At 38.6% G+C, this 20,199-nt stretch carries 20 protein-coding genes; 11 read left to right on the forward strand and 9 right to left on the reverse strand.

Translation table 11 applies throughout. The features are described 5' to 3' along the window. Positions 1 to 201 precede the first annotated feature (201 nt). Entirely contained in the window at positions 202 to 1,815 is a 1,614-nt protein-coding gene (locus tag LJC66_RS05720) for a M20/M25/M40 family metallo-hydrolase (protein WP_230932022.1), read from the forward strand. A gap of 18 nt (positions 1,816 to 1,833) precedes the next feature. On the opposite strand, the gene LJC66_RS05725 is transcribed toward LJC66_RS05720, so the two are convergent. Further along, positions 1,834 to 2,631, reverse strand: coding sequence for a VOC family protein (locus LJC66_RS05725; RefSeq protein ID WP_230932023.1), 798 nt, complete (start codon positions 2,629 to 2,631; stop codon positions 1,834 to 1,836). A 147-nt stretch (positions 2,632 to 2,778) separates the two neighbouring features. Beyond that, complete coding sequence (locus LJC66_RS05730; RefSeq protein ID WP_230932024.1) at positions 2,779 to 3,186, reverse strand: CotG/ExsB N-terminal domain-containing protein; 408 nt, start codon at positions 3,184 to 3,186, stop codon at positions 2,779 to 2,781. Positions 3,187 to 3,299: 113 nt separating this feature from the next. Between LJC66_RS05730 and LJC66_RS05735 the strand changes: the two genes are divergently transcribed. Beyond that, a complete protein-coding gene (locus LJC66_RS05735; protein ID WP_230932025.1) occupies positions 3,300 to 3,746 on the forward strand; it encodes a GNAT family N-acetyltransferase in 447 nt (148 codons plus the stop codon). Between the two features lie 273 nt (positions 3,747 to 4,019). Here LJC66_RS05735 and LJC66_RS05740 read toward each other — a convergent pair whose 3' ends face one another. Next, positions 4,020 to 5,189: an MFS transporter gene (locus LJC66_RS05740; RefSeq protein ID WP_050688235.1), complete on the reverse strand. Its 1,170-nt coding sequence runs from the start codon at positions 5,187 to 5,189 to the stop codon at positions 4,020 to 4,022. A gap of 174 nt (positions 5,190 to 5,363) precedes the next feature. Between LJC66_RS05740 and LJC66_RS05745 the strand changes: the two genes are divergently transcribed. Beyond that, the gene (locus LJC66_RS05745; RefSeq protein WP_269067487.1) at positions 5,364 to 5,558 is read left to right on the forward strand and encodes a hypothetical protein; all 195 of its coding nucleotides are present in this window, start codon (positions 5,364 to 5,366) and stop codon (positions 5,556 to 5,558) included. Positions 5,559 to 5,589: 31 nt separating this feature from the next. On the opposite strand, the gene LJC66_RS05750 is transcribed toward LJC66_RS05745, so the two are convergent. The 3 genes from LJC66_RS05750 to LJC66_RS05760 form a co-directional block, all read right to left on the reverse strand. Further along, on the reverse strand, positions 5,590 to 6,891 hold the full coding sequence (locus tag LJC66_RS05750; RefSeq protein ID WP_013055916.1) for an NCS2 family permease: 1,302 nt from the start codon (positions 6,889 to 6,891) through the stop codon (positions 5,590 to 5,592). Positions 6,892 to 7,110: 219 nt separating this feature from the next. Then, positions 7,111 to 8,061, reverse strand: a complete 951-nt coding sequence (locus LJC66_RS05755) for a sensor histidine kinase (protein WP_230932027.1) — start codon at positions 8,059 to 8,061, stop codon at positions 7,111 to 7,113. Between the two features lie 17 nt (positions 8,062 to 8,078). Beyond that, on the reverse strand, positions 8,079 to 8,777 hold the full coding sequence (locus LJC66_RS05760) for a LytR/AlgR family response regulator transcription factor (protein WP_230932028.1): 699 nt from the start codon (positions 8,775 to 8,777) through the stop codon (positions 8,079 to 8,081). Between the two features lie 175 nt (positions 8,778 to 8,952). On the opposite strand from LJC66_RS05760, the gene LJC66_RS05765 reads away from it, so the two are divergent. The 7 genes from LJC66_RS05765 to msrA all read left to right on the forward strand — a co-directional run bounded on the left by LJC66_RS05765 (position 8,953) and on the right by msrA (position 14,060). After that, a complete protein-coding gene (locus tag LJC66_RS05765; protein WP_230932029.1) occupies positions 8,953 to 9,690 on the forward strand; it encodes an ABC transporter ATP-binding protein in 738 nt (245 codons plus the stop codon). Position 9,691: 1 nt separating this feature from the next. Next, positions 9,692 to 10,858 (forward strand): ABC transporter permease, encoded by a 1,167-nt coding sequence (locus tag LJC66_RS05770; RefSeq protein WP_230932030.1) that lies wholly within the window; start codon positions 9,692 to 9,694, stop codon positions 10,856 to 10,858. Positions 10,859 to 10,973: 115 nt separating this feature from the next. Further along, complete coding sequence (locus tag LJC66_RS05775) at positions 10,974 to 11,111, forward strand: hypothetical protein (protein WP_194273332.1); 138 nt, start codon at positions 10,974 to 10,976, stop codon at positions 11,109 to 11,111. Between the two features lie 127 nt (positions 11,112 to 11,238). Further along, the gene (locus tag LJC66_RS05780) at positions 11,239 to 11,682 is read left to right on the forward strand and encodes a hypothetical protein (RefSeq protein WP_230932031.1); all 444 of its coding nucleotides are present in this window, start codon (positions 11,239 to 11,241) and stop codon (positions 11,680 to 11,682) included. Between the two features lie 130 nt (positions 11,683 to 11,812). Continuing rightward, complete coding sequence (locus LJC66_RS05785; protein ID WP_195780864.1) at positions 11,813 to 12,313, forward strand: MerR family transcriptional regulator; 501 nt, start codon at positions 11,813 to 11,815, stop codon at positions 12,311 to 12,313. A gap of 202 nt (positions 12,314 to 12,515) precedes the next feature. Then, positions 12,516 to 12,944 carry a MarR family winged helix-turn-helix transcriptional regulator gene (locus LJC66_RS05790; RefSeq protein ID WP_230932032.1) on the forward strand — a complete coding sequence of 143 codons (429 nt, stop codon included), beginning with the start codon at positions 12,516 to 12,518 and terminating at the stop codon, positions 12,942 to 12,944. Between the two features lie 153 nt (positions 12,945 to 13,097). After that, the gene (gene msrA, locus LJC66_RS05795) at positions 13,098 to 14,060 is read left to right on the forward strand and encodes a peptide-methionine (S)-S-oxide reductase MsrA (protein WP_028414192.1); all 963 of its coding nucleotides are present in this window, start codon (positions 13,098 to 13,100) and stop codon (positions 14,058 to 14,060) included. 25 nt (positions 14,061 to 14,085) lie between these two features. On the opposite strand, the gene LJC66_RS05800 is transcribed toward msrA, so the two are convergent. The 3 genes from LJC66_RS05800 to LJC66_RS05810 are packed head-to-tail and all read right to left on the reverse strand — an operon-like array spanning position 14,086 to position 17,843. Beyond that, positions 14,086 to 15,210, reverse strand: a complete 1,125-nt coding sequence (locus tag LJC66_RS05800) for a GerAB/ArcD/ProY family transporter (protein ID WP_230932033.1) — start codon at positions 15,208 to 15,210, stop codon at positions 14,086 to 14,088. A 12-nt stretch (positions 15,211 to 15,222) separates the two neighbouring features. Then, the gene (locus tag LJC66_RS05805; RefSeq protein ID WP_230932034.1) at positions 15,223 to 16,308 is read right to left on the reverse strand and encodes a Ger(x)C family spore germination protein; all 1,086 of its coding nucleotides are present in this window, start codon (positions 16,306 to 16,308) and stop codon (positions 15,223 to 15,225) included. 14 nt (positions 16,309 to 16,322) lie between these two features. Then, positions 16,323 to 17,843 (reverse strand): spore germination protein, encoded by a 1,521-nt coding sequence (locus tag LJC66_RS05810; protein ID WP_230932035.1) that lies wholly within the window; start codon positions 17,841 to 17,843, stop codon positions 16,323 to 16,325. Positions 17,844 to 18,045: 202 nt separating this feature from the next. On the opposite strand from LJC66_RS05810, the gene LJC66_RS05815 reads away from it, so the two are divergent. Continuing rightward, positions 18,046 to 19,701 (forward strand): alkaline phosphatase, encoded by a 1,656-nt coding sequence (locus tag LJC66_RS05815; protein WP_230932036.1) that lies wholly within the window; start codon positions 18,046 to 18,048, stop codon positions 19,699 to 19,701. Positions 19,702 to 20,199: the final 498 nt, after the last annotated feature.

Consider the following 20,199-nt stretch of genomic DNA (forward strand, 5'->3'; position numbering starts at 1 on the left):
TCCTAGACTTTTTAGAAGATGACCAAAAGTAAAAAAAGAGTGTGCGGTGCTATCCCTAGCCGCGCACTCTTTTTTTATCATGTGCGTAAAGGCAGCGCCATACTATGATACATAGGGATAGAATGAAAGGGTCTCTGTCAAAGGGATTGACGAATGGTTTTGTTTGATAGAAAATTTAGAAAAAGGAAAGAGATGAAGGGTATGTCGAACAAAACATCTTTGTATCAAACAAAAGAACAGTTAAAAAAACTTGTAAGCGAATTGGTTTCTATACCTAGCGTGACAGGAACGATGGCAGAAGTGGAAATGGCTGAATCGATAGCGTCGTATTTATTGAAGCTGCCTTACTTTCAAAAAAACGAGCAGGTCGAGCTTCATTCAACAGGAGACGGGCGATCGATTGTCACAGCTTTTGTTCAAGGGAAAAATACGAATAAAACAGTTGTACTCGTAAGTCATTACGATGTAGTGGATGTACAAGATTATGGACAGTGGAAAAAAGATGCTTTTCACGCTCATACATTAACGAGTACTTTTTATAACCATATGGAACAAGTTCCAGCACACGTACAAAAGGATATGATAAAAGGAGACTGGCTTTTTGGCCGAGGAACGATGGACATGAAAGCAGGCATTGCCCTGCATATCAGTATGGTTGAACGAGCATGCAACGGAGAGTTTGACGGAAACATCCTGCTGCTGTCGGTGCCGGATGAAGAAGTAAATTCGCTTGGGATGAGAAAAGCAGTGCCTGTTCTTTTAGAACTTGCCCGCAAACATCAGCTGGATTTTTCTCTCATGCTAAATGCAGAACCAGTGTTCAGCCGCTATCCCGGAGATCAAACGAACTATGTGTACTCAGGATCGATTGGGAAGATCATGCCAAGCTTTTTGTGTTATGGAAAAGAAACTCATGTAGGGGAACCGCTAGCTGGGTTAAATGCTAATTTACTAGCTTCTTATTTAACAAAAGAAATAGAATTAAACGTTGATTTTTGCGAAAAAGTAAGAGATGAAACGAGTCCACCTCCTACGGTGCTGATACAAAAAGATTTAAAAGAAGAGTATTCAGTTCAAGTTCCGCACTCTGCCGTTGTATTATTTAATTTATTTATGTTAAACCGCTCTCTTAAAGAAGTAACAGATCTGCTGTTGAAATCGGCTGACAAAGCGGCTTTGAATGTGAAAAAACATTATAATAAAGCCGCTAGGCAGTACGCTGCGGGAATGGAGGGTTCATCTCTTGACGTGAACGTATGGACGTATGAAGAACTTTATACTCATGCAGTCAAACAGCACGGTGAAAAATATGTGCAAGAAATGGAAGCGGCACTTTTGGAACAAGAGGATGATGATAGAAATAAAACCATTAACTTAGTAAACTCTTTAGCTGGTTTATGTAAAGAAGCAGCTCCGATGATGGTCTTATTTTTTACGCCGCCTTTTTATCCGGCCGTTTGTTCACATGATGATCCCTTTGTACAAGAGATTTTGTCAAACGTACAGGCAACTGCCAAAGAGCAATTCCAAGTGGAGCTAGTTGAACAAAGTTATTTTGGCGGAATTTCGGATTTAAGCTATGCCAGCCTGCAGCATCCGCTTCATACATTTAACACGTTAGTAGCCAATATGCCGCTATGGAATAAAGGGTATCATATCCCGCTAGAAGAGCTAGAGGAGCTGAAGATGCCGGTGCTGAACATTGGACCGCTGGGAAGAGATGCGCATCAATGGACCGAAAGATTAGACGTTCAGTATTCCTTTGAAATTTTGCCTCATTTCATTTATCAAGCTATAAAAGAAGCGCAGAAATAAACATCCGCCTGCGGATCTTTATTTGTTGAATTTAAACGAAGCTCCTTGTACGGTAATTTGTTGCGATGTTAGAGCGTGATCCAATTCAACCAAAAATGGACGCTCTCCAACTTTTTTTAATGTATCATGGACAACACCTTGTGTTCCGCTGCAAAAAATAAGGTTTCCTCCATTGACATATAGTTTTTGACAACGTGCATCAAGTAAAGAGTCTTTGTAGCTTTCGCCAGACTGAACGCCCAGCAGTTTCGTCCACTTGCTGATGGATTCTTCGAGGTTATGTACAGCACAGTAAATATTTTTTAGCTGCAGCTGACCAGCTTGGTGGGAAGAAAGATCCGCTAGCTTTGGCTTGCGTTTTTCTTCTGGTTCACCCCATTCAATAAAAAAAGGAAGAGGCAGGGAATCGTGGTCAGCTTCAATAAAACACATTTTCCATTGAAGTCTTTCTCCATCATTGGTTTGACGAGAACCCGCTACAGGGCCTTTTACACTGTAGCCCTTGTCTTTCAGATTGGTTATGAGCAAATCTATATCATCTGTACGAAGGGCAAATCGCCCAAAATGACCAAACGGCGTATGTTCGTTAACAAGCTGCTGAATAAGGTCATTATCTGTAACAGTTTGAGCGAACGCGATGTCTCTAAGCCCAAGCCATTCAATATAGCTGAGGTTAAAATAAGCCAATGTGTTAAAAGTGCCCCATTTTTCATGGATGCCGCCTTTAATGACATTTATCCCGTATTCGTTTAGTTCTTTCTGAGCTTTAATAGGATCAGGTGAAAAATGAACAAGATGATCAAAAGATAAGTGCATGGATAGGCCTCCTCTTAAGAGAGATTCTTTCCCATTATTATACGTTGTTTTCTTTTTTAAGAAGAGTAAAACGAATGATTATGTAAAATAAAAATCTTAAAAAAAGCAAGCCGCGTATAGTTTAAACTCGACTTGCTTTAGATTTATTTAGCGGCGACAGCCATGCCCTTTAAAGCAGCAGCCAAATGATTTATTAAACCATGGGTATGAGCAGCAAGGTGAACCGCAGCGACAGCGGCGACGGCTAGAACGGCGAGTAGAACGGCGAGTAGAACGACGAGTAGTGCGGCGAGTAGTGCGGCGAGTAGAACGGCGAGTAGAACGGCGAGTAGAACGGCGAGTAGTGCGACGAGTAGTGCGGCGAGTAGTGCGGCGAGTAGAACGACGAGTAGTGCGGCGAGTAGTGCGGCGAGTAGAACGGCGAGTAGTGCGACGAGTAGAACGACGACGAGAGCGTCTGTGAAGAGCAGTTGGCTCTTGGTACATAAACGTTTCAAGCTCAGTAGAAGCAATCGCTTCTGTTGCTTCTCTAATTCTTTCAGCAGTGATATGCATATAAACACCTCCTGGCTAATTCGGTACATAATACAATATGTACAAGGAAGGCGTTTGGATATAGTGAAAACATGGAATTTGTCTAAATTTGTGAAAGAAATGGAGTGGTTTTCATGCTTCAAATCCTCGAACATCAAAGAGTGGATATCGCTCTTCAAATAGTAGCTGTACAAATAGAAGCTTATCAAGAAGAAGCAAGGCTCATTGGTTTTTCAGATATTCCTCAGCTTACAGAAAGCAAAGAAGATATTATGAACAGCAAGGAAGTGTTTATCGGAGAAATGATTGAAGGTAAGCTAGCTGGCGTGCTGTCGTTTGAAATAGAGAATGAGCGATTAACGATTTGCCGCCTCGTTGTGCGTCCTCGTTACTTTCGAAAAGGAGTCGGAAGCCGTCTTTTAACACATGTACTTCAAATATATTCAAAATGTGAATGCATCGTGTCGACAGCCGAGCGAAATACACCTGCGATTAAGCTGTACAAAGCGCATCAGTTTTTAATTATAAAACGTACTGCAGCTGCTGATAATCTTGTGTTAGTAACGATGAAAAGAGATTGAGACATCGTTAAATTAATCCAAAGACCAACAAATTAGCGACATAAGGTAGGAGTTGGCTGTTGATTTTCGTGCAAGACTTCGCTTTTCGCGTGCGGCCGCTGAGCCTCCTCGTCGCTTCCGCTCCTATTCCGCTTCTCCGCCTCGCTGTCCAATCAACGCATCTAGCATACTCATAATAATAAAAAATCCGAACGCGTTGGATTCTCCGGATTCTCCAGCAAGAATCCAACGCGTTCGGATCTTCTTTCAACTAAAATAATGTTGTCCCAGCCTCTACGATGAGAGTGTTTGCTCAGAATAATCTAGAGCTGTATGGCGCTGAATCAGCAGTAAAGCAGCTAAAGTGACAACTGCCCCAATAATAAAAGGCAGCGTCATATTGAGTTTAAAGGCAAATGCACCAAGCAGAGGGCCAAAAATACGCCCTAAGCTATCCATTGAGGCGGTTAACCCCGAAGCAGAGCCATATCCTACTTTGGTTCTCATCGTAATTAATGAGAGGACACAAGGACGAATAAGGGCATTACCTGCTGTAAATATGCACAAAAATAAGGTAGCATTAACGGCGCTAGAAGATAATAAAATAGACGTAAACCCTATTGCTGAAACCAATAAGCCAATAGCCATCAGCTTTTTTTCATTTCCTTTTTTAAATCGCTGCAGCACACCGCCTTGAATCAGCGCTTGAGTTAAACCGCTCGCCATAAACATCCATCCGATTGTCGTAGGAGTAGCATTGATTTTCGCTATTTGAAAAAATTGAAAAGTAGCTTCTAAACCAGCGAGCGTAAAAGTCGCTAAAAATGAAAGAACATATAAATACTTCATAGCTCCTTGAAAATCTGACGTGAAGTCATGCCACCTCGATGTCTGTACTTTATCAGCAGATTCTTTTCGTAAAGATTCTTTTAACGTAAAGAATGAGAACGCTGTCATAATCAGTGATAAGATACCAGAGATAACGAAGGGAACAAACAAGCCGAAAGATGAAAGGACACCGCCTAATGCCGGTCCAAAAATAAAGCCTAAGCCAATCGACATTCCTAACAGTCCCATTGCTTTCGTGCGGTTTTCTTCATCTGTACTATCAGAAGCATATGCAAAAGCACAAGGAATAACCGCTCCGGCAAACAAACCTCCGATGATGCGTGACGTATACATTAGAGTCAGAGAGTTTTCTGCCACCGAAAAAAGAAAAAAGCTTGCACTAAAGCCAAGTAAGCCCCAAAGTAAGATGGGACGGCGGCCTTTTATATCGGAAAGCTTCCCCCAAAAAGGTGCGGTAATAAAAGATGCGATCGAATAGCTAGCCATTAGTACTCCTAAATTGACCGTGCTTGCACCCGTGGCACGAATAACTTCAGGTACGATGGGGATGATCACTCCGAAGCCGACAAATACCATAAAAATAACAAACATTAATGTTCCAAGCTGTTTGTTCATATGCAATTAAGCCCCTTTCTCTGTAGAACATGCCGTGAGTTTAGTATACCAAATACAAAGAAGTTTTTTACGTATATTTGGTAAAAAACGTTTTATTTACAAATGGATAACTATGTTAATATTTACCTGTTGTGCTGAGGATGATACAATTAAAAGAAAAGGGACGTGAAGCGATTGCCAATATGGATTGTATTTGCTGGGATCATAGGCGGTCTTTTAGGATTTGGGGCGCTAGTGGACTATATAGCTAAAAAGAGAAGTATCGAGCTAGATCCAGAAGAAGGAATAAAGAATGCTTCTGATGCAAAACAAATCTATGTGGAAAATTATCTTTATCAAACAAAAGAAAATAACAATCACTTTCAATAAAAAAAGCTTGGAGATTTCTCTCCAAGCTTTTTTAATGCGGTAAAAAGATGAGCTGATAGAGAAATAAAACAGCAAAGACATACACAAGTGGATGAACTTGTTTGCCTTTTCCTTTTACCAGCTTCATTAACGGATAAGAAATGAAGCCAAGCGCAATTCCTGTTGCAATACTTGATGTAAGAGGCATCGCTAGAACAACTAAAAAGGCAGGGAACGCTTCATCAAAGTCATTCCAATTAATTTTAGCTACAGCACCCATCATCAAGCTTCCGACAATAATTAATGCAGGGGAAGTAATAGCTGCTACGCCAGAAACCGAGCTTACAACCGGACTAAAGAACGCTGCAACAATAAATAGAATGGCTACCGTCACGCCCGTTAGACCTGTGCGTCCGCCTGCTGCTACACCAGATGAAGATTCAACGTAAGCCGTTGTTGGGCTTGTACCAAATAAAGCTCCAATCGTTGTACCAAATGAGTCAGCAAGCAATGCTTGACGCACGCGAGGCATCTTATTACCTTTCATAAGACCGGCCTGTTGAGCTACGCCTACCATTGTACCTGTTGTATCAAAAATCGTCACAAGTAAGAAAGAAAAAACAACTGTGTACAAATCATGATGAATAACATCTCCAAAAGCAGCAAAAGGATTTGAAATCATTAAGCCGTCTGGAAGGTGAGGGGAAGCAAACAAACCTTTATCAAATGAAAGCTGTCCTCTAAAGAAAGCAATTAATCCGGTAATAATCATACCGAAGAATAAAGCGCCGTTTACATTTAGCGTATATAAAATGATTGTAATCGCAAGTCCGATCAGTGTTAAAACTACTTTTTCAGACTGCAAATCACCAAGTCCAATTAAATTTGACTTATTTGCAACAATAATACCGGCTGAACGAAGCCCGATAAAAGCAATAAATAAACCGATACCAGCACTAATCGCGTGCTTTAAATTGTTTGGAATAGCTTCAATTAATTTTTCACGAAACGATGTTAACGATAGGATGATAAAGATAATACCCGCTACGAATACAGCTGAAAAAGCAGTAGCATAGTCGATGCTTCCATTTGAACCAACAACTAAAGCAGCAAAGTACGCGTTCATTCCCATACCGGGAGCAATCGCGATTGGATAGTTAGCTGCAAGAGCCATCCATAGCGTAGCTACGACTGCTGAAATAATAGTAGCTGTAAATACTTGATCAAAAGGAACGCCGGCGCTGGACAAAATAACTGGGTTCACAATGACGATATAAATCATGGTTAAAAACGTTGTAATACCAGCTAAAATCTCCGTTTTAGCATCCGTGTTATATTCTTTTAACTTAAACATAAGTAACCTCCAAAAATAACGAACATTAAAAGCAACATGATATATAATATTCGTTTTTTACTTGAAATGCAATAGATTTGCATATAAAAAATCAAAAACTGAAAAAGTGACGATAAAAGAGCTAAAACAAGTGTGAAATATTTCTTTTTTTCGGTGCTTTTTATAGTGTGTGCGTATAGAAGAGGCTCATACGAAAAAAAGCCGCTTGGGCTGCAGCGGCTATGTTGCTTGTTTTGAGGCAACGACTATTGGAAATTTTATTTTAATGGAAAGAGTTAAATCGTGATACGTATATTCCAAGCGTCCGTGGTAGTTGGAAACAAGTTCAGAAATGATCCACGTGCCAAGGCCTTCGTGGCGTTCTTTCTTTTCTGTAACATGAAAAGAAGTAAACAAGTGATCTTGACGTTCTCGTGATAAAGGAGCAGTAGAATTGCTGACTTCTAAAATGTAAATGCCGCTTCGAATCATACTCGAAACGGTTATCTCTTTTTTCTCAGAAGAATGAGCGGCTTCTAAAGCATTATGCAGTAAATTCATGATGAGATTCATTTGGTCCAGGTGCTTTAAAGGCAGCTGTGATAACGGTGAATCTAATTGAACATTCAGATGTATTCCCCACGTATGTGCTTGATTCTTGCTTTGATGTACAACAGAAGCAACGTGCGAATGTTCACCTTGAATATATGAATGGGTATCATTCAAAGCTTCAACGTAATCTTGAATATACTCTTGTGCCTGCTGTCTTTGGTTTGTTTCTAGAAGATAGGACACGGCACTGACATGTTTAATAAAATCATGTCTTTCAGCTCTTAACGCTTGAAAAAGCTCATTGTTTTTTTGAATTTCACGTGAAGCACTGCTTTCCCGGTTGGTTACAAATATGTATTGTTGATAAGACGAAAACATGTCGGTCATGTAACCAATCATTGCGATAACGGTTAAGCTAACACTAAAAGGTGAAGATAGGCTAAATAAAAGCAGGAAAAAAGACGTCAGTACGATTGCTTTTTTTATAGTTAGTAAAGGAGCCGTTTGGTATTTCTTTCTCCATATAAAAAATGAACCCATTATAAAAGAACTAAGTAGGAGATGTAAACTAACAGGCAGGTCTTTAAAAAAGAGGAGCACGAACACGGTTAGTAAAACTAGTGTGTAAAATAGTTTCATTTTAGATAGTCCCTCCTTTAAAAGTATTCTTTTTGCAAGATGTCTAAATTTGTTTTCGTGATTAAAGCTGTTTTTTCGGTGCCTTGAAACATCACCGAGTAGGAGTGCTTAGTATACAGGGAGAAATTTTGAATATAGGAAATGTTGATAATAAAAGCTCGATGCGACCTTAGAAAATGACTCGCTGTTAATTCTTTTTCAATTTCGTTTAATGATTGATAGGTACTAAATTCTCCATTTGTCGTTATGATTGTGGTAGAGCGACCCGTTCGCTCTGCAAATATAATATCTTGTTTGTTCAGCACTTGCATTTCGGTTTTTTGTTTTAAAATAAGCTTATCTCTTGTGTCAGTTGATTGTTTTTTTTGATGAAAACGCTGAATGCCTTTTAACAGACGCTCTTTAGAATAAGGCTTCATAATATAGTCTAAAACGTTGAGTTCAAATGCATGAACGGCAAAGCCGCTGTGCCCAGTGACAAAGATGACTTGAATATCAAGTGCGTAAGCATTGATAAAGTCTGCAAGCTCATAACCTGATAGCTTTGGCATTTCAATATCTGTAATTAATAAATCAATTTCATTTTTTTTAATTTCGTTATAAGCTTCCTCCGCGCTGCTAGTCGAAAAAAGTATGTCTATATCATCTTCTCTTTCTAAAGAAATCCTCAATTTCTCTAAATCATATGAATGATCGTCCACTAATCCTACCTTCATAAATAAAAACCCTCTTTGTTTCATTCTATTGGATATTACCACACTATTTTACCATGATTTACAAGATAGAAAGGACGTTTCGCGACATAAAAAACCCTCTTTATGACAAGATGGAAGATGCTGTATAAAAAATAAGCTAAGATATAGTCAATCACAGTAAAAGGGGAGAGCGGATATGATTGAAATCAAAGGTGTGACGAAATATTTTAAAGAGAAAAAGCAAATAATTGCAGCTGTTCAAGATATTCATGTAACCATCGCACAAGGAGAAATTATAGGGCTATTAGGTGAAAATGGAGCGGGGAAAACAACTCTTTTACGTATGCTATCGACTGTACTTGAACCATCGGAAGGTAATATGTTCATTCATGGAATTAACATTCATAAACAGCCTGATAAAATCAAACAAAGAATTGGCGTGCTATTTGGCGGTGAAACAGGTTTATACGACCGTTTGACAGCTCGTGAAAACTTAGCTTATTTTGCAAAGTTTTATGGAATGAGCAAACATGAAACGAAAACAAGGATTGAGGAACTGGCCAAACGTTTCGGAATGAAAGACTACTTGGATCGCCGCGTCGGAGGCTTTTCAAAAGGAATGCGTCAAAAAGTAGCCATTGCACGCACTATTCTTCATAACCCGGACGTTATCCTATTTGATGAGCCGACTACAGGATTAGATATTACATCAGCAAACATGTTTCGTGAGCTTATTAAAAGTCTGCAAAGAGAAGGAAAAACGATTATTTTTTCCAGTCACATTATGGAAGAAGTGGAGATGCTGTGTCAGTCTATCATCATGATTCATAAAGGGAAAATGATTTACCAAGGAACAAACGAACAGCTGTATAAAGAAGAAGAAAGCAGAGACTTAAACTACATCTTTATGTCGCGTATCGTGAGGGGGGCTTAATATGATTTGGCACATTTATAAAAAAGAGTTAATTGATTGTTTGCGAGATCGCAAAACGATTATCTTTAGCGTGTTGATTCCGATTTTGTTAAATGTAGGGATGCTGTTTTTTGTAGATAGAATGATGTCTAGTAATCAACCTGATGGTATGTCCATAGCTGTTGAGAAAGGCTCAGATACAAGTGTAGTGCAATGGTTAAAGGAAGATAGAAACCTTCAAGTTGTGGAAAGCGAAGATCCACTTCACACAGTAGAAAAAGGCAAAGCATCAGTAGCTTTAAAAGTTGATAAGAAATTTTCTGATAAAATTCTCCATATGCAATCGCCGGACGTAATGATTTATACAAGTCCAGATAGCGTAGAATCTTCACGTACAACAGAGTACGTTACAGCTATATTAAATAAACAGAGGGACGGTATTATAAAAGAACGTTTAACACAATTAAATATTAATGATCAAACGATTCAGCCCTTCTATGTCAAGGAACAAAGCCTTTCAAATAAAGATAATAGTTCATTAATTATGGTGGCAATTTATGCTCCTATGATTATTGCTATAGGAGTGTTAGGAGGTATTGTACCTTCCGCTAATGATATTTTCGCAGGAGAAAAAGAGCGAAAAACGATGGAAGCTCTACTCATGGCTCCTATTAAAAGACTACATTTACTAATAGGGAAGTGGTTCACTATTTCTACATTCGGGGTCTTAAGCGGAGTGCTTTCTACTATTTCATTTGTGCTTTTTGTACGCTACTTTACCGTGACGTTAAATGAGGCCTTGAACCTAAATAATCATCTCATTGCTTTTAGCGCTTCATTACTAGTGGCTATCACTTTGTTTGCCTTATTAGCAGGGCTGATTCTTTGTATCTTTAGTCTCTTAGCAAGTTCTGTTAAAGAAGCGCAAAGCTATACATCGCAAATTGTTACAGTAGCGATACTGCCATGCTTTTTACTGATGGGAAAATCCGTAAACGAGCTGCAGTCCAATGTCTTTTTAATTCCTATTTATAACGTATTTGCACTCATGAAACAGCTTCTTTACGGCGTCTATGACATGCAGAGTCTTGCCTATACAATAGGCAGCTTGTCGGTTTGCATAATTGTTTTATTTACGATTGGTTATACGCTGTTTACCAAAAGCCGCTGGGTGCTTGGTAAAGGGTAAAAGACTGGGACAAAAGTATTTTAGTTGAAGGAAAATCCGAACGAGTAATCGTTCGGATTTTTTCATTGGAATGGTGAGCGTAGGTTTTATGTATGTAGTTAGCTGCTTCTAGCTGTTGATTGGAGGGAAAGACGGAGCCTCCTGCGGGAAAAGCGGAACAGGTGAGACCCCGCAGGAGCGGAAGCGACGAGGAGGCTCACCGGCCGCCCGCGGAAAGCGAAGTCTTGCACGGAAATCAACAGCGGCGTTATAAGCTCTTCATAATAGCTCATTTACCTCATTTGTTTGTCTTAGATTGAATTAATTTCGCTATGTCTCAACTTTTTTTGTAGGGAAAGAGCAATCGAAAGAGAATGTAGAAAGAAAGGAGAGTGAAACAGTTGCATCCTATTATAGTAGAAGAAATTCCTCATTCGATAAAAAAGTATGTAAAGCAAATCGAAAAAGTGACGTTTCCAAAGCAAGGATGTACATCGGATGTTGGGATCCTTCATACCGCTAAAGGGAGATATGTTTTAAAGCGGGCAAAAAGGGAAAAGTACAGAAAATGGTTATATAAGGAATATTATGTATTAAAAAATATACAGGCACTGGCGGACTTTCAAAGCCCGAGTGCTTACAAATTTGTTCAAACAGCTGTTATTGGCTGGAGCGGAGGAACCTGCGGAGATGCCCGTATGATATGGCCCTTGCTGTTCGCTTTGAAGGCGGAATTTTTACCGGTAAAGAGCGCGCTGCTTTTTTTAAGGGATACGGCAAGCAGATTTCACAGCACGAATTTTGTTATTTTGCAGAAGGATTGTACGAGTTTTTCTAAGCAATAATGACATCATTTTCTTCATTTGTTGAACGTCCACTTTCTTTGACGAATTCATACTAGTTTTGTCACGTATGAAGGGATTTAAAAATTTCTCTCGAAATGGCTAGTAAATGAAAAAAATGGAGGGATGGAACATGACGATGAAAACGGTAGATGTGGCAAAGTCGCTGGGAATACATCCAAGTACGGTATTAAAGTGGGTCAAAATGGCGGATATCGAGCTAGAGAGAAATGAATCGGGACACTGTGAGTTTACAGAAGAAAATATTGAAGCACTTAGAAACTTTCAAAAAAACCGCAATCGTCAAGCCGTCGTCAAAGTGGTAGAAAAAGTAGTAGAAAAAGAGGAAGTCGTTATATCTGATGAACGTGCGCAAGACATGCAAAAGCAGCTTGATCAGCTTTTTTTAAGGCTGATTGAAAATGAAAAGCGTACAGAAGAAAAAGCGGGAGAAGTAGTGACCTTTCAAATTTTAGAGCATCGTTCAGAAATCGATCGATTAAATAAAGTTATTACGAAATTAGAAAATCGAGTAGTGGAACTTGAAAGTCAGTTAAAAAGTGAAGATAGCTTAAAAGCCAAAAAGCCTGTTCCGAGATGGAGAAGCTTTTTAACCGGTATTTTTAGCTACTAGCGGCGATTTACCATAACGGTAAATTGCTTTTTTTATGGAATTTTATGAAAAATACATCAATTCGTACAGGTTTGTGGAAAAAAATCTCAATAATAGTTGACGAAACGCTTAGTAATTTGATAAAACTAATTAAGTTAAGAAAGTGAAATACTTTCGTAAATACATATTCGTTATCATGTGATAGCGATAAGGAGAGTGACAAGTGAAAAAAAGAGAAGAGCTCGTTCAAGAAATGGAGACGCTGTTTCGCTTTGTGTTCAGACAGCTTCGCCAAGAAATTAATGAAGTATACAATTCAGAGCTATCAACAAATGAATTTATGGTGCTTCGTATGCTGGTTGATTCAGGCAGACAGCGATCAACTGATTTATCCAAGTATCTTCAAGTGTCAGCAAGCCACATTACGGCGGTAACCGACTTGCTTTTATCAAAAGGCTATATTGCACGCAAACGGTCTGAAAACGATCGGCGTATTATTGATATCGAACTGACCAAGGAAGGACAGGATATTTTTAATGCTATTCAAGAGAAGAAACAAGCCTATTTCCTTGAGCGTTTTGAGCACTTTACAGATAAAGAAATTGAAACGATGAATCAGCTGTTTCACAAAATTAAAGGTGATCAAAAATAAAGCGCTTTAAATACGGAAGAATAATCAGTGAATATGAGCTTCACTGATTATTTTTTTGTTTTAAAACGCAAAGAGTATAAAAGGCAAGTTAGTTGGTGAGAACATAAAATCAGCGTATAATAATAGAAAGAACACATGAAGGAGGTCATCTTTTTGACAGAACAATATGAAGTAGCAACTTTTGCGGGCGGCTGTTTTTGGTGTATGGTGAAGCCTTTTGATGAACAGCCAGGCATTATAAAAGTTGTATCTGGCTATACAGGCGGTCACAAAGAGAACCCGACGTACAAAGAAGTATGCTCAGAAACAACGGGCCACTATGAAGCGGTCCAAATTACATTTGACCCAGAAGTTTTTCCATATGAAAAGCTTTTGGAACTATACTGGCCGCAAATTGATCCAACGGATGCAGGCGGACAATTTGCGGATCGAGGCGACTCGTATCGAACAGCTATCTTTTACCACAATGAACACCAAAAGGAACTAGCCGAAGAATCGAAGCAGCAATTAGAAGCAAGCGGTCGTTTTTCTGAGCCGATTGCTACCCAAATTCTACCGGCAAAACCGTTTTATGAAGCCGAAGAATACCATCAAGGTTATTATAAGAAAAATAAATTCCGCTATGCTATGTATCGACGCGGATCTGGACGTGATCGTTTTATTAAAGAAAACTGGAAAGACTTTGGACGCGACGAGCAGCTGAAAACGACATTAACGCCCATTCAGTATGAAGTGACTCAAAACGATGCAACGGAACCTCCGTTTCGCAATGAATTTTGGGATCATACAGAAGATGGTATTTATGTAGATATCGTATCAGGAGAGCCGTTGTTTAGTTCAACTGATAAGTATGATGCCGGATGTGGATGGCCGTCTTTCACAAAAGCGATTAATAAAGATGAAGTAAAAGAAAACATGGACGTTAGTCATAATATGGTTCGTACAGAAGTAAGAAGCAAAACGGCTAACTCTCATTTAGGTCATTTATTTGATGATGGTCCGCAAGATGCAGGCGGCTTGCGTTACTGCATCAACTCAGCAGCTCTTCGCTTTGTTCCAAAGGAAGATTTAGAAAAAGAAGGATACGGGGAATACGCTGTTTTATTTAATAAATAAAATAATATGAAAAAAAGAGCGTGATTCAACTTAAAGTTGGCTCACGCTCTTCTTTTTGTGCTTTCTTTTGTTTTATTTTAGCTCGAATGAGGCTATAGAGAAAAAGGAAGGGAATGTAGCCATAAATAAAGTAAAAGCCGGTCATGGATAATCGTGTATTAAGCTGATCGATGGTTTCCCGATCATCAAAGAAAATAGAGAAACCAAGAAGGGCAATAAGAACTAATATGAGAAAAATCGTAGGCGGCTTATTAAATGTTTTACTAAATCCACGAATTGTACACCATACGCTGACAGCAATAGTAGGAAGAACGACTAAAAGCCACAGAGAAATTAAAATATATTCAAAACGCTGTAAAAATGGAATTTCAATAATTTTGGCCATCGTTAAAGTTGGCCATATGGTACGAGCTAACTGTCCTTGACTAAAGTAGGCAAATGAGACTAATGCTGTGCACAAGTATAAAAAAGTGCTGAACAAAATGCCATATTGCCCCCACTTCTGACTAGTAGAGCCATTTTTTATAAAAGGATAGAAAAAAAGCACGGATTCAAATCCTAAATTCTCAAAAGTCATCATTTTAGTTGAAATTAAAAATTCCCATATCGTGTGGTCAAATAAAGGAAATAAATTATTAAGGTGCCCATATTTTAATGGGTAAATCAATGCAAATATGAGCGGCAAGGGGAGCATAACCCCAAAAAAAGCAATCCCAGTGATCACACGAAACCCACCGGAAACTGTATAGTAAATAATGGGCAAGTAAACAAGTGATACAACCCATGTTTCCAGCTGTGGAAACATCCATATTTGTAAAATCTCTACGTACGTTCGATAAATGGTTAACGCAAAAATAAAATAATAAGCCGATGCCGCAAGAGTTAAAGCTCCTCCAAGGTATTTTCCAAAATATAACCGGTGAATATCAATAATATCGCTGTTTTCGCGGGTTAAGATATTAAAGATCATCGCTAATAAAATACAGACGCTGATCGCAGCAAGAAAGATAGATATCCACGCTTCATATCCAGCACCTTTAATAACATAACGCTGAAATCCTAGTATTCCAACGCCAATCTGAGTAGAGTGAACTAAGAAAAAAAGAAAAGAAGGGGAAACTTGATTTTCTTCTTTAATTGTATTGTGCATCTTTTCTTCCTCCTAGTTGCTAATACCGGTTTGAATAAGATGAACGCGAGCTTTTACTTCAATATTCATATCCGGATATTGCGCTTTGAATTTTTCACTGTTAAACCCTCGCGTTTTACTTCGAACATAATCTGTAAAACAAATGGGGTCGATTTTGTGCCGCTGAAGCTTCTTAATAAAGGCATCCCCGTCTTTTTCAATCTCTTTTTGAAGCGTTTTTTCAACCATTTTAATACGAGCCGGGTCTGTTAAATCTATCCATCCAGGAAATTCTTTTACAAGGCCGTCAACAGTTAAGTGCGCGACAATACTTGGATGCTGATGATTTCCTTTAATTTCATACTTTGTTTTGGTGCGCAAGTTTTGCAGTATAATTTCGCCTTTACGGTCACTTTCTTTAATTTTTACTGAGTAGCGGCCGTGCTTTGTTCCGCTCGTTAGCAGCTTGAATAAAAATGTTTCTTTCATTCCGATGGTTGTAACGACTTTTTGTTCTTTAAAAAGCGCCAGTCCCTTTAATTTAATGGCATCTTTTTGCTGTGCTAAAACAGGAAGATAAGGGTCGCGGTCGTCGCTAAAAAAACTGAATAAAAAAATTTGTAAATTGGTGTTAGGCAAGTTTTCTGTTCGGATATTTTGTTCAATCAAATTAGAAATAAACTGATAGTCTTTAATTTTCTTTTTCGTAACGGAGCTCAATAATTCATGTGCGTTGCCATCTGCAATGCTTAATTTAATATTACGTCCAAGGTCTGGATTTCTAGCAATTGTATTTACTAATTCATTCACGCCATGTGTTGCAAATTCTTTTCCCATGACGATGCTCCTCAGCTGCCCAAAAGCCACCGGAAGAGATGATTTATTGTTTAAGCGAAGTGGAATATCAAACGATGAATTAGCAGTAGCCGCAATAATACTTGGTTCTTCCGTTGGTCCATATTTATAGATAGGGTATAAAATCGTTCCTCTGACTTTATTGCTTTGAGGAATATAATCATATCCTATGGAGTTGACTACTTGAATTTCGTCAATCGTTTCACGGTCTGCACAGCTTGTTAAGAAAGTAAGGCAAGTGCATAAAATAAGTATTCTCTTCATGACGTTTCCCCGCTTTACTCGTTATCTAAATTACTTTTTCTTTTAGTCTTATTCGCTTTATTAGGGTTATAGCGGAAGCGTTCTAAAGGACGCAAGTAGCTTGGCCGCTTAGCCGTATGACTATAGGGCAATCGCAGAAAGGTATCCCTATACTCTGTTGGACGAAACGGAAAAAGCGGAACAAGATAAGGCATGCCCAAAGATTTTAAACGAAGCAAATGAACCAGTAAGAAACAAAAACCAAAGGTGATGCCGACTAAACCGAACGCAGTGGCAAACAAAATAAACGGAAAACGTAGCAGTCGGATGGTATTAGACATTTTAAAAATTGGCGTTGTAAAAGAAGCTAAAGCTGTCAGTGAAACAATAATAAGCAAAATATTGCTTGTTAACGCCGCTTCGACTGTTGCTTGCCCAATAACAATCCCGCCTACGATTCCCAGTGTTTGACCTACTTTTGTTGGAAGTCTGGCCCCGGCCTCACGAAGCAGTTCAATGGTGATTTCTAAAAAAAGTACTTCGATGACGGGTGGAAAAGGAACGTTGGTCCTTGAAAAGATAATAGGACCCAGCAGGTCTTTTGGAAGCATCTCATAATGATACGTAACAATGGCTACATAAAGAGGCGTAGCAAAAATAGAGAAAAAGACGCCTAAAATACGAATAACTCGGAAAAACGATCCTAGAACCCATGGTAAATAGTAGTCTTCAGGTGAAATAAAGAAGTCAAGCAGCGTTGACGGCCCTGTAACTGCGTAGGGTGAACCGCTTGAAAAGAAGGCAGCTTGCCCGTTTAACAGACTAAACAAGACTCGATCAATCCGCTCTGTTGTTAAAAAAAGCGGAAACGCTGTAGAAGAATTATCGGAAATTAATTGATCAAGCATTGTACTATCAAAAATGACGTCGAAATCTATATCTTCAAGGCGCTGGGTCATAGTGTCCACGTGCTGAGGGTTCGTTACGCCTTCTAAGTAAACAAGCACCACGCGCGTTTTCGATTTATTTCCTACGGTGAGTTCTTTAAAAATAAGGTTTTCGGAAATGACCGTTTTTCTCATTAAGTAGAGATTGACATCTAAATCCTCTACAAAACCAATTTTAGGACCAACAACGCTGAACTCATTTTCCGTTTCATTTTCTTTTCGAAACCCTGTATCAAAACTTTGAACTTTAATAAGCGCTACTAGCTTATCGTCTTTATGCAATTGAAACATCACATAGCCGCGCAGCAGTTTTTCTAAAATTTCTTTTGTATCTTTTGTAACAGAAATATCTTCAATCGGCAGAACATTTTCGACTTCATATACGCTGCTTAAGGTGAAGTCTAGTTTTTGAAAAGGCTCAAGTATTTTATCTTCAACACTCTGCATATTTACGAGCTGCTTAAAATAAGTGATGATGTATTTGCGATGCTGCGAACCAATGGCTAATGTTGTGAAATCACTTGATTTTTTAAATTGTTTAATCAGTTCGTCCAATGATTTTTTGGGCTGATCGTCTGCATTCTTTTTTTTAAATAAATGTTTAAACATAACCGTGCCCCTCGCATGACTTTCTATTACTGGTAGTTTGTTCATGTACTTCCTTTTTATTCGACTATTTTTTCTCAAGAAGAAAGGAAGAATATAAAGACAAACTTTACACTCTTTTACAATGGATAAACAGTGGGTTTACGTTTAAATGATAACTTTAGAAATGTCAAAGATAATTACATAAAGGAGCGGGTACATTGATATGAAGAAAAAATTAGCAGGTATTACACTGGCAGGAGCAGTAGCATTGGCCTCGTTTGGTGTAGGAAACTCTCTTATTCAAACGGAAGCAAAAGTGGAGCATAAGTCAGCTAAGAAACCTCAAAATGTCATTATGATGGTAATGGACGGCACGAGTTCAAATGCTACTACACTCGCAAGATGGTACAAAGGAAAACCGTTACATATGGATCAGCTGGTGGCCGGGGGAGTACGTGCGTATTCGGCAGAATCTGCTATTACAGATTCCGCTCCGGCAGCTACTGCTTTAGCAACAGGAAATAAATCAAATTCAGGTTATGTAGGTGTGCTTCCTTCAGTAGTGAACACACCTGGGGTTAAATCCGTAGAAAAAGAAAATCAATTTCGTCCCGTAGCAAACGTTCTAGAAGGAGCAAAGCTTTCAGGGCGCGCGACAGGAATTGTGGCTACTTCTGAAATCCAGCACGCCACACCAGCTGGTTTTTCAGCCCACAACTATAGCCGTGATGATTTTCAAACGCTAGCGGAGCAGCAAGTGTATCAAAACATGGATGTAGTACTTGGAGGAGGTAAGCAATCTCTTCTTCCAGGAGCAGAAGAAAAAAGCCGGAAAGACGGTGAAAACTTAGTCAATGTATTGAATAAAAGAGGATATGACTTTGTAGAAAATAAAAAGGAATTAGAGCAGTCACGCGCCAAAAAAATCTGGGGGAGCTTCGCTGACCGAGACTTGGCGTATGATATGGACCGCCCACAGACAAAAGCAGAACAGCCGAAGTTGTCCGAGATGACAAATAAAGCAATAACAACACTATCAAAAGATAAAGACGGGTTTTTCTTATTTGTTGAAGGAAGCAAAACGGATTGGGCAGCTCATGCGAATGATCCAGTAGGAATGATTAGCGATGTACTAGCGTTTGATGAAGCAGTGGGCAAAGCAGTAGAGTTCGCTAAAAAAGATGGAAATACGATGGTTATTGCGATTGCCGATCACGGAAACAGCGGCCTTTCAATTGGTAATGCAAATACAACAAAAGGATATGATACCACACCTGTTTCTGCGTATATTGATCCATTAAAAAAAGCAAAAATGACGTTAGAAGGTGCTACGTCTAAATTAAAAGAAGATTTATCAAACAAAGAAGAAGTAGCTGCTTTGTATGGGTTATCAAATCTAACTTCAGAGGAAAAAGCGCAGCTGACTAAAGCAAGAGATAAAAAAGAAATCAGTGCTACACTATCCAAGTTATTAGCCAACCGAGCAAACCTTGGATTCACAACGGGCGGCCATACGGGTGAGGATGTATTTCTGTATTCGTACGGCGTAAATCGACCAACGGGGCACTTTGATAATACGGATATTGCCAAACATATGGCTAAATCAATGAATATTAACTTAAATGAGTTAACGAATAAATTATTTATTGAAGCAAATAAAGCTTTTAAAGGCTCAAAGGTAGCGGTTGACTCAAAAGACAAAAACAACCCTGTGCTGGTTGTTACAAACGATAAGCGAACGGTGCGTTTTCCAGTAAATAAAAATATTGCTATTGTAAACGGAAAAGAAATTCAAATGGACAGCGTGGTGGTACAAGATAAAAAGAATCGCTTTTTTGTACCGAAACAAGCACAGCAAATCGTCACAAAAAACAAATAAAAATTTTATTAAAAACGGGCTGAAAGTGAATCTTTCAGTCCATTTTTTTACAAGAAGCAAAGGGAGGGTGCATCTATTCTATATTAAGTAAATGAACAGGGTACTTTGCTTTATTGATATAAGGGTCTATAGACTTATAAAAATGGTAATTTTAATAGTCTTAATGCATGTTATTTACTGGGTGTGGTGATATAATAGTCATAGTTCAAAATGTAACTAGTCCAGAATACATATGTAAGTTGGTCGCTTTGTATGCTAAAATTTTTATAGTAAATCCAATAAAATAAATACCTACACTTTTTGGATAAATTTCGTGAATAAATAGACTATACATATTGCGAATGTAATTAATTACCTTTATTGAAAAGTAAAAAAACGAATAAAAGTATGGGTGAAAGAGCGTAGAACATGTTTTAATAGTAAGAGAAAACAAAATGATTGAAAAAAGCGTGTCGCCTTTATTGAAAATGTTAAATAAAGATTTTGGCATGCTGATTT

This window comes from Priestia sp. TSO9, assembly GCF_021029645.1.
In the GTDB taxonomy this organism is placed as follows: Bacteria; Bacillota; Bacilli; order Bacillales; family Bacillaceae_H; genus Priestia; species Priestia megaterium_E.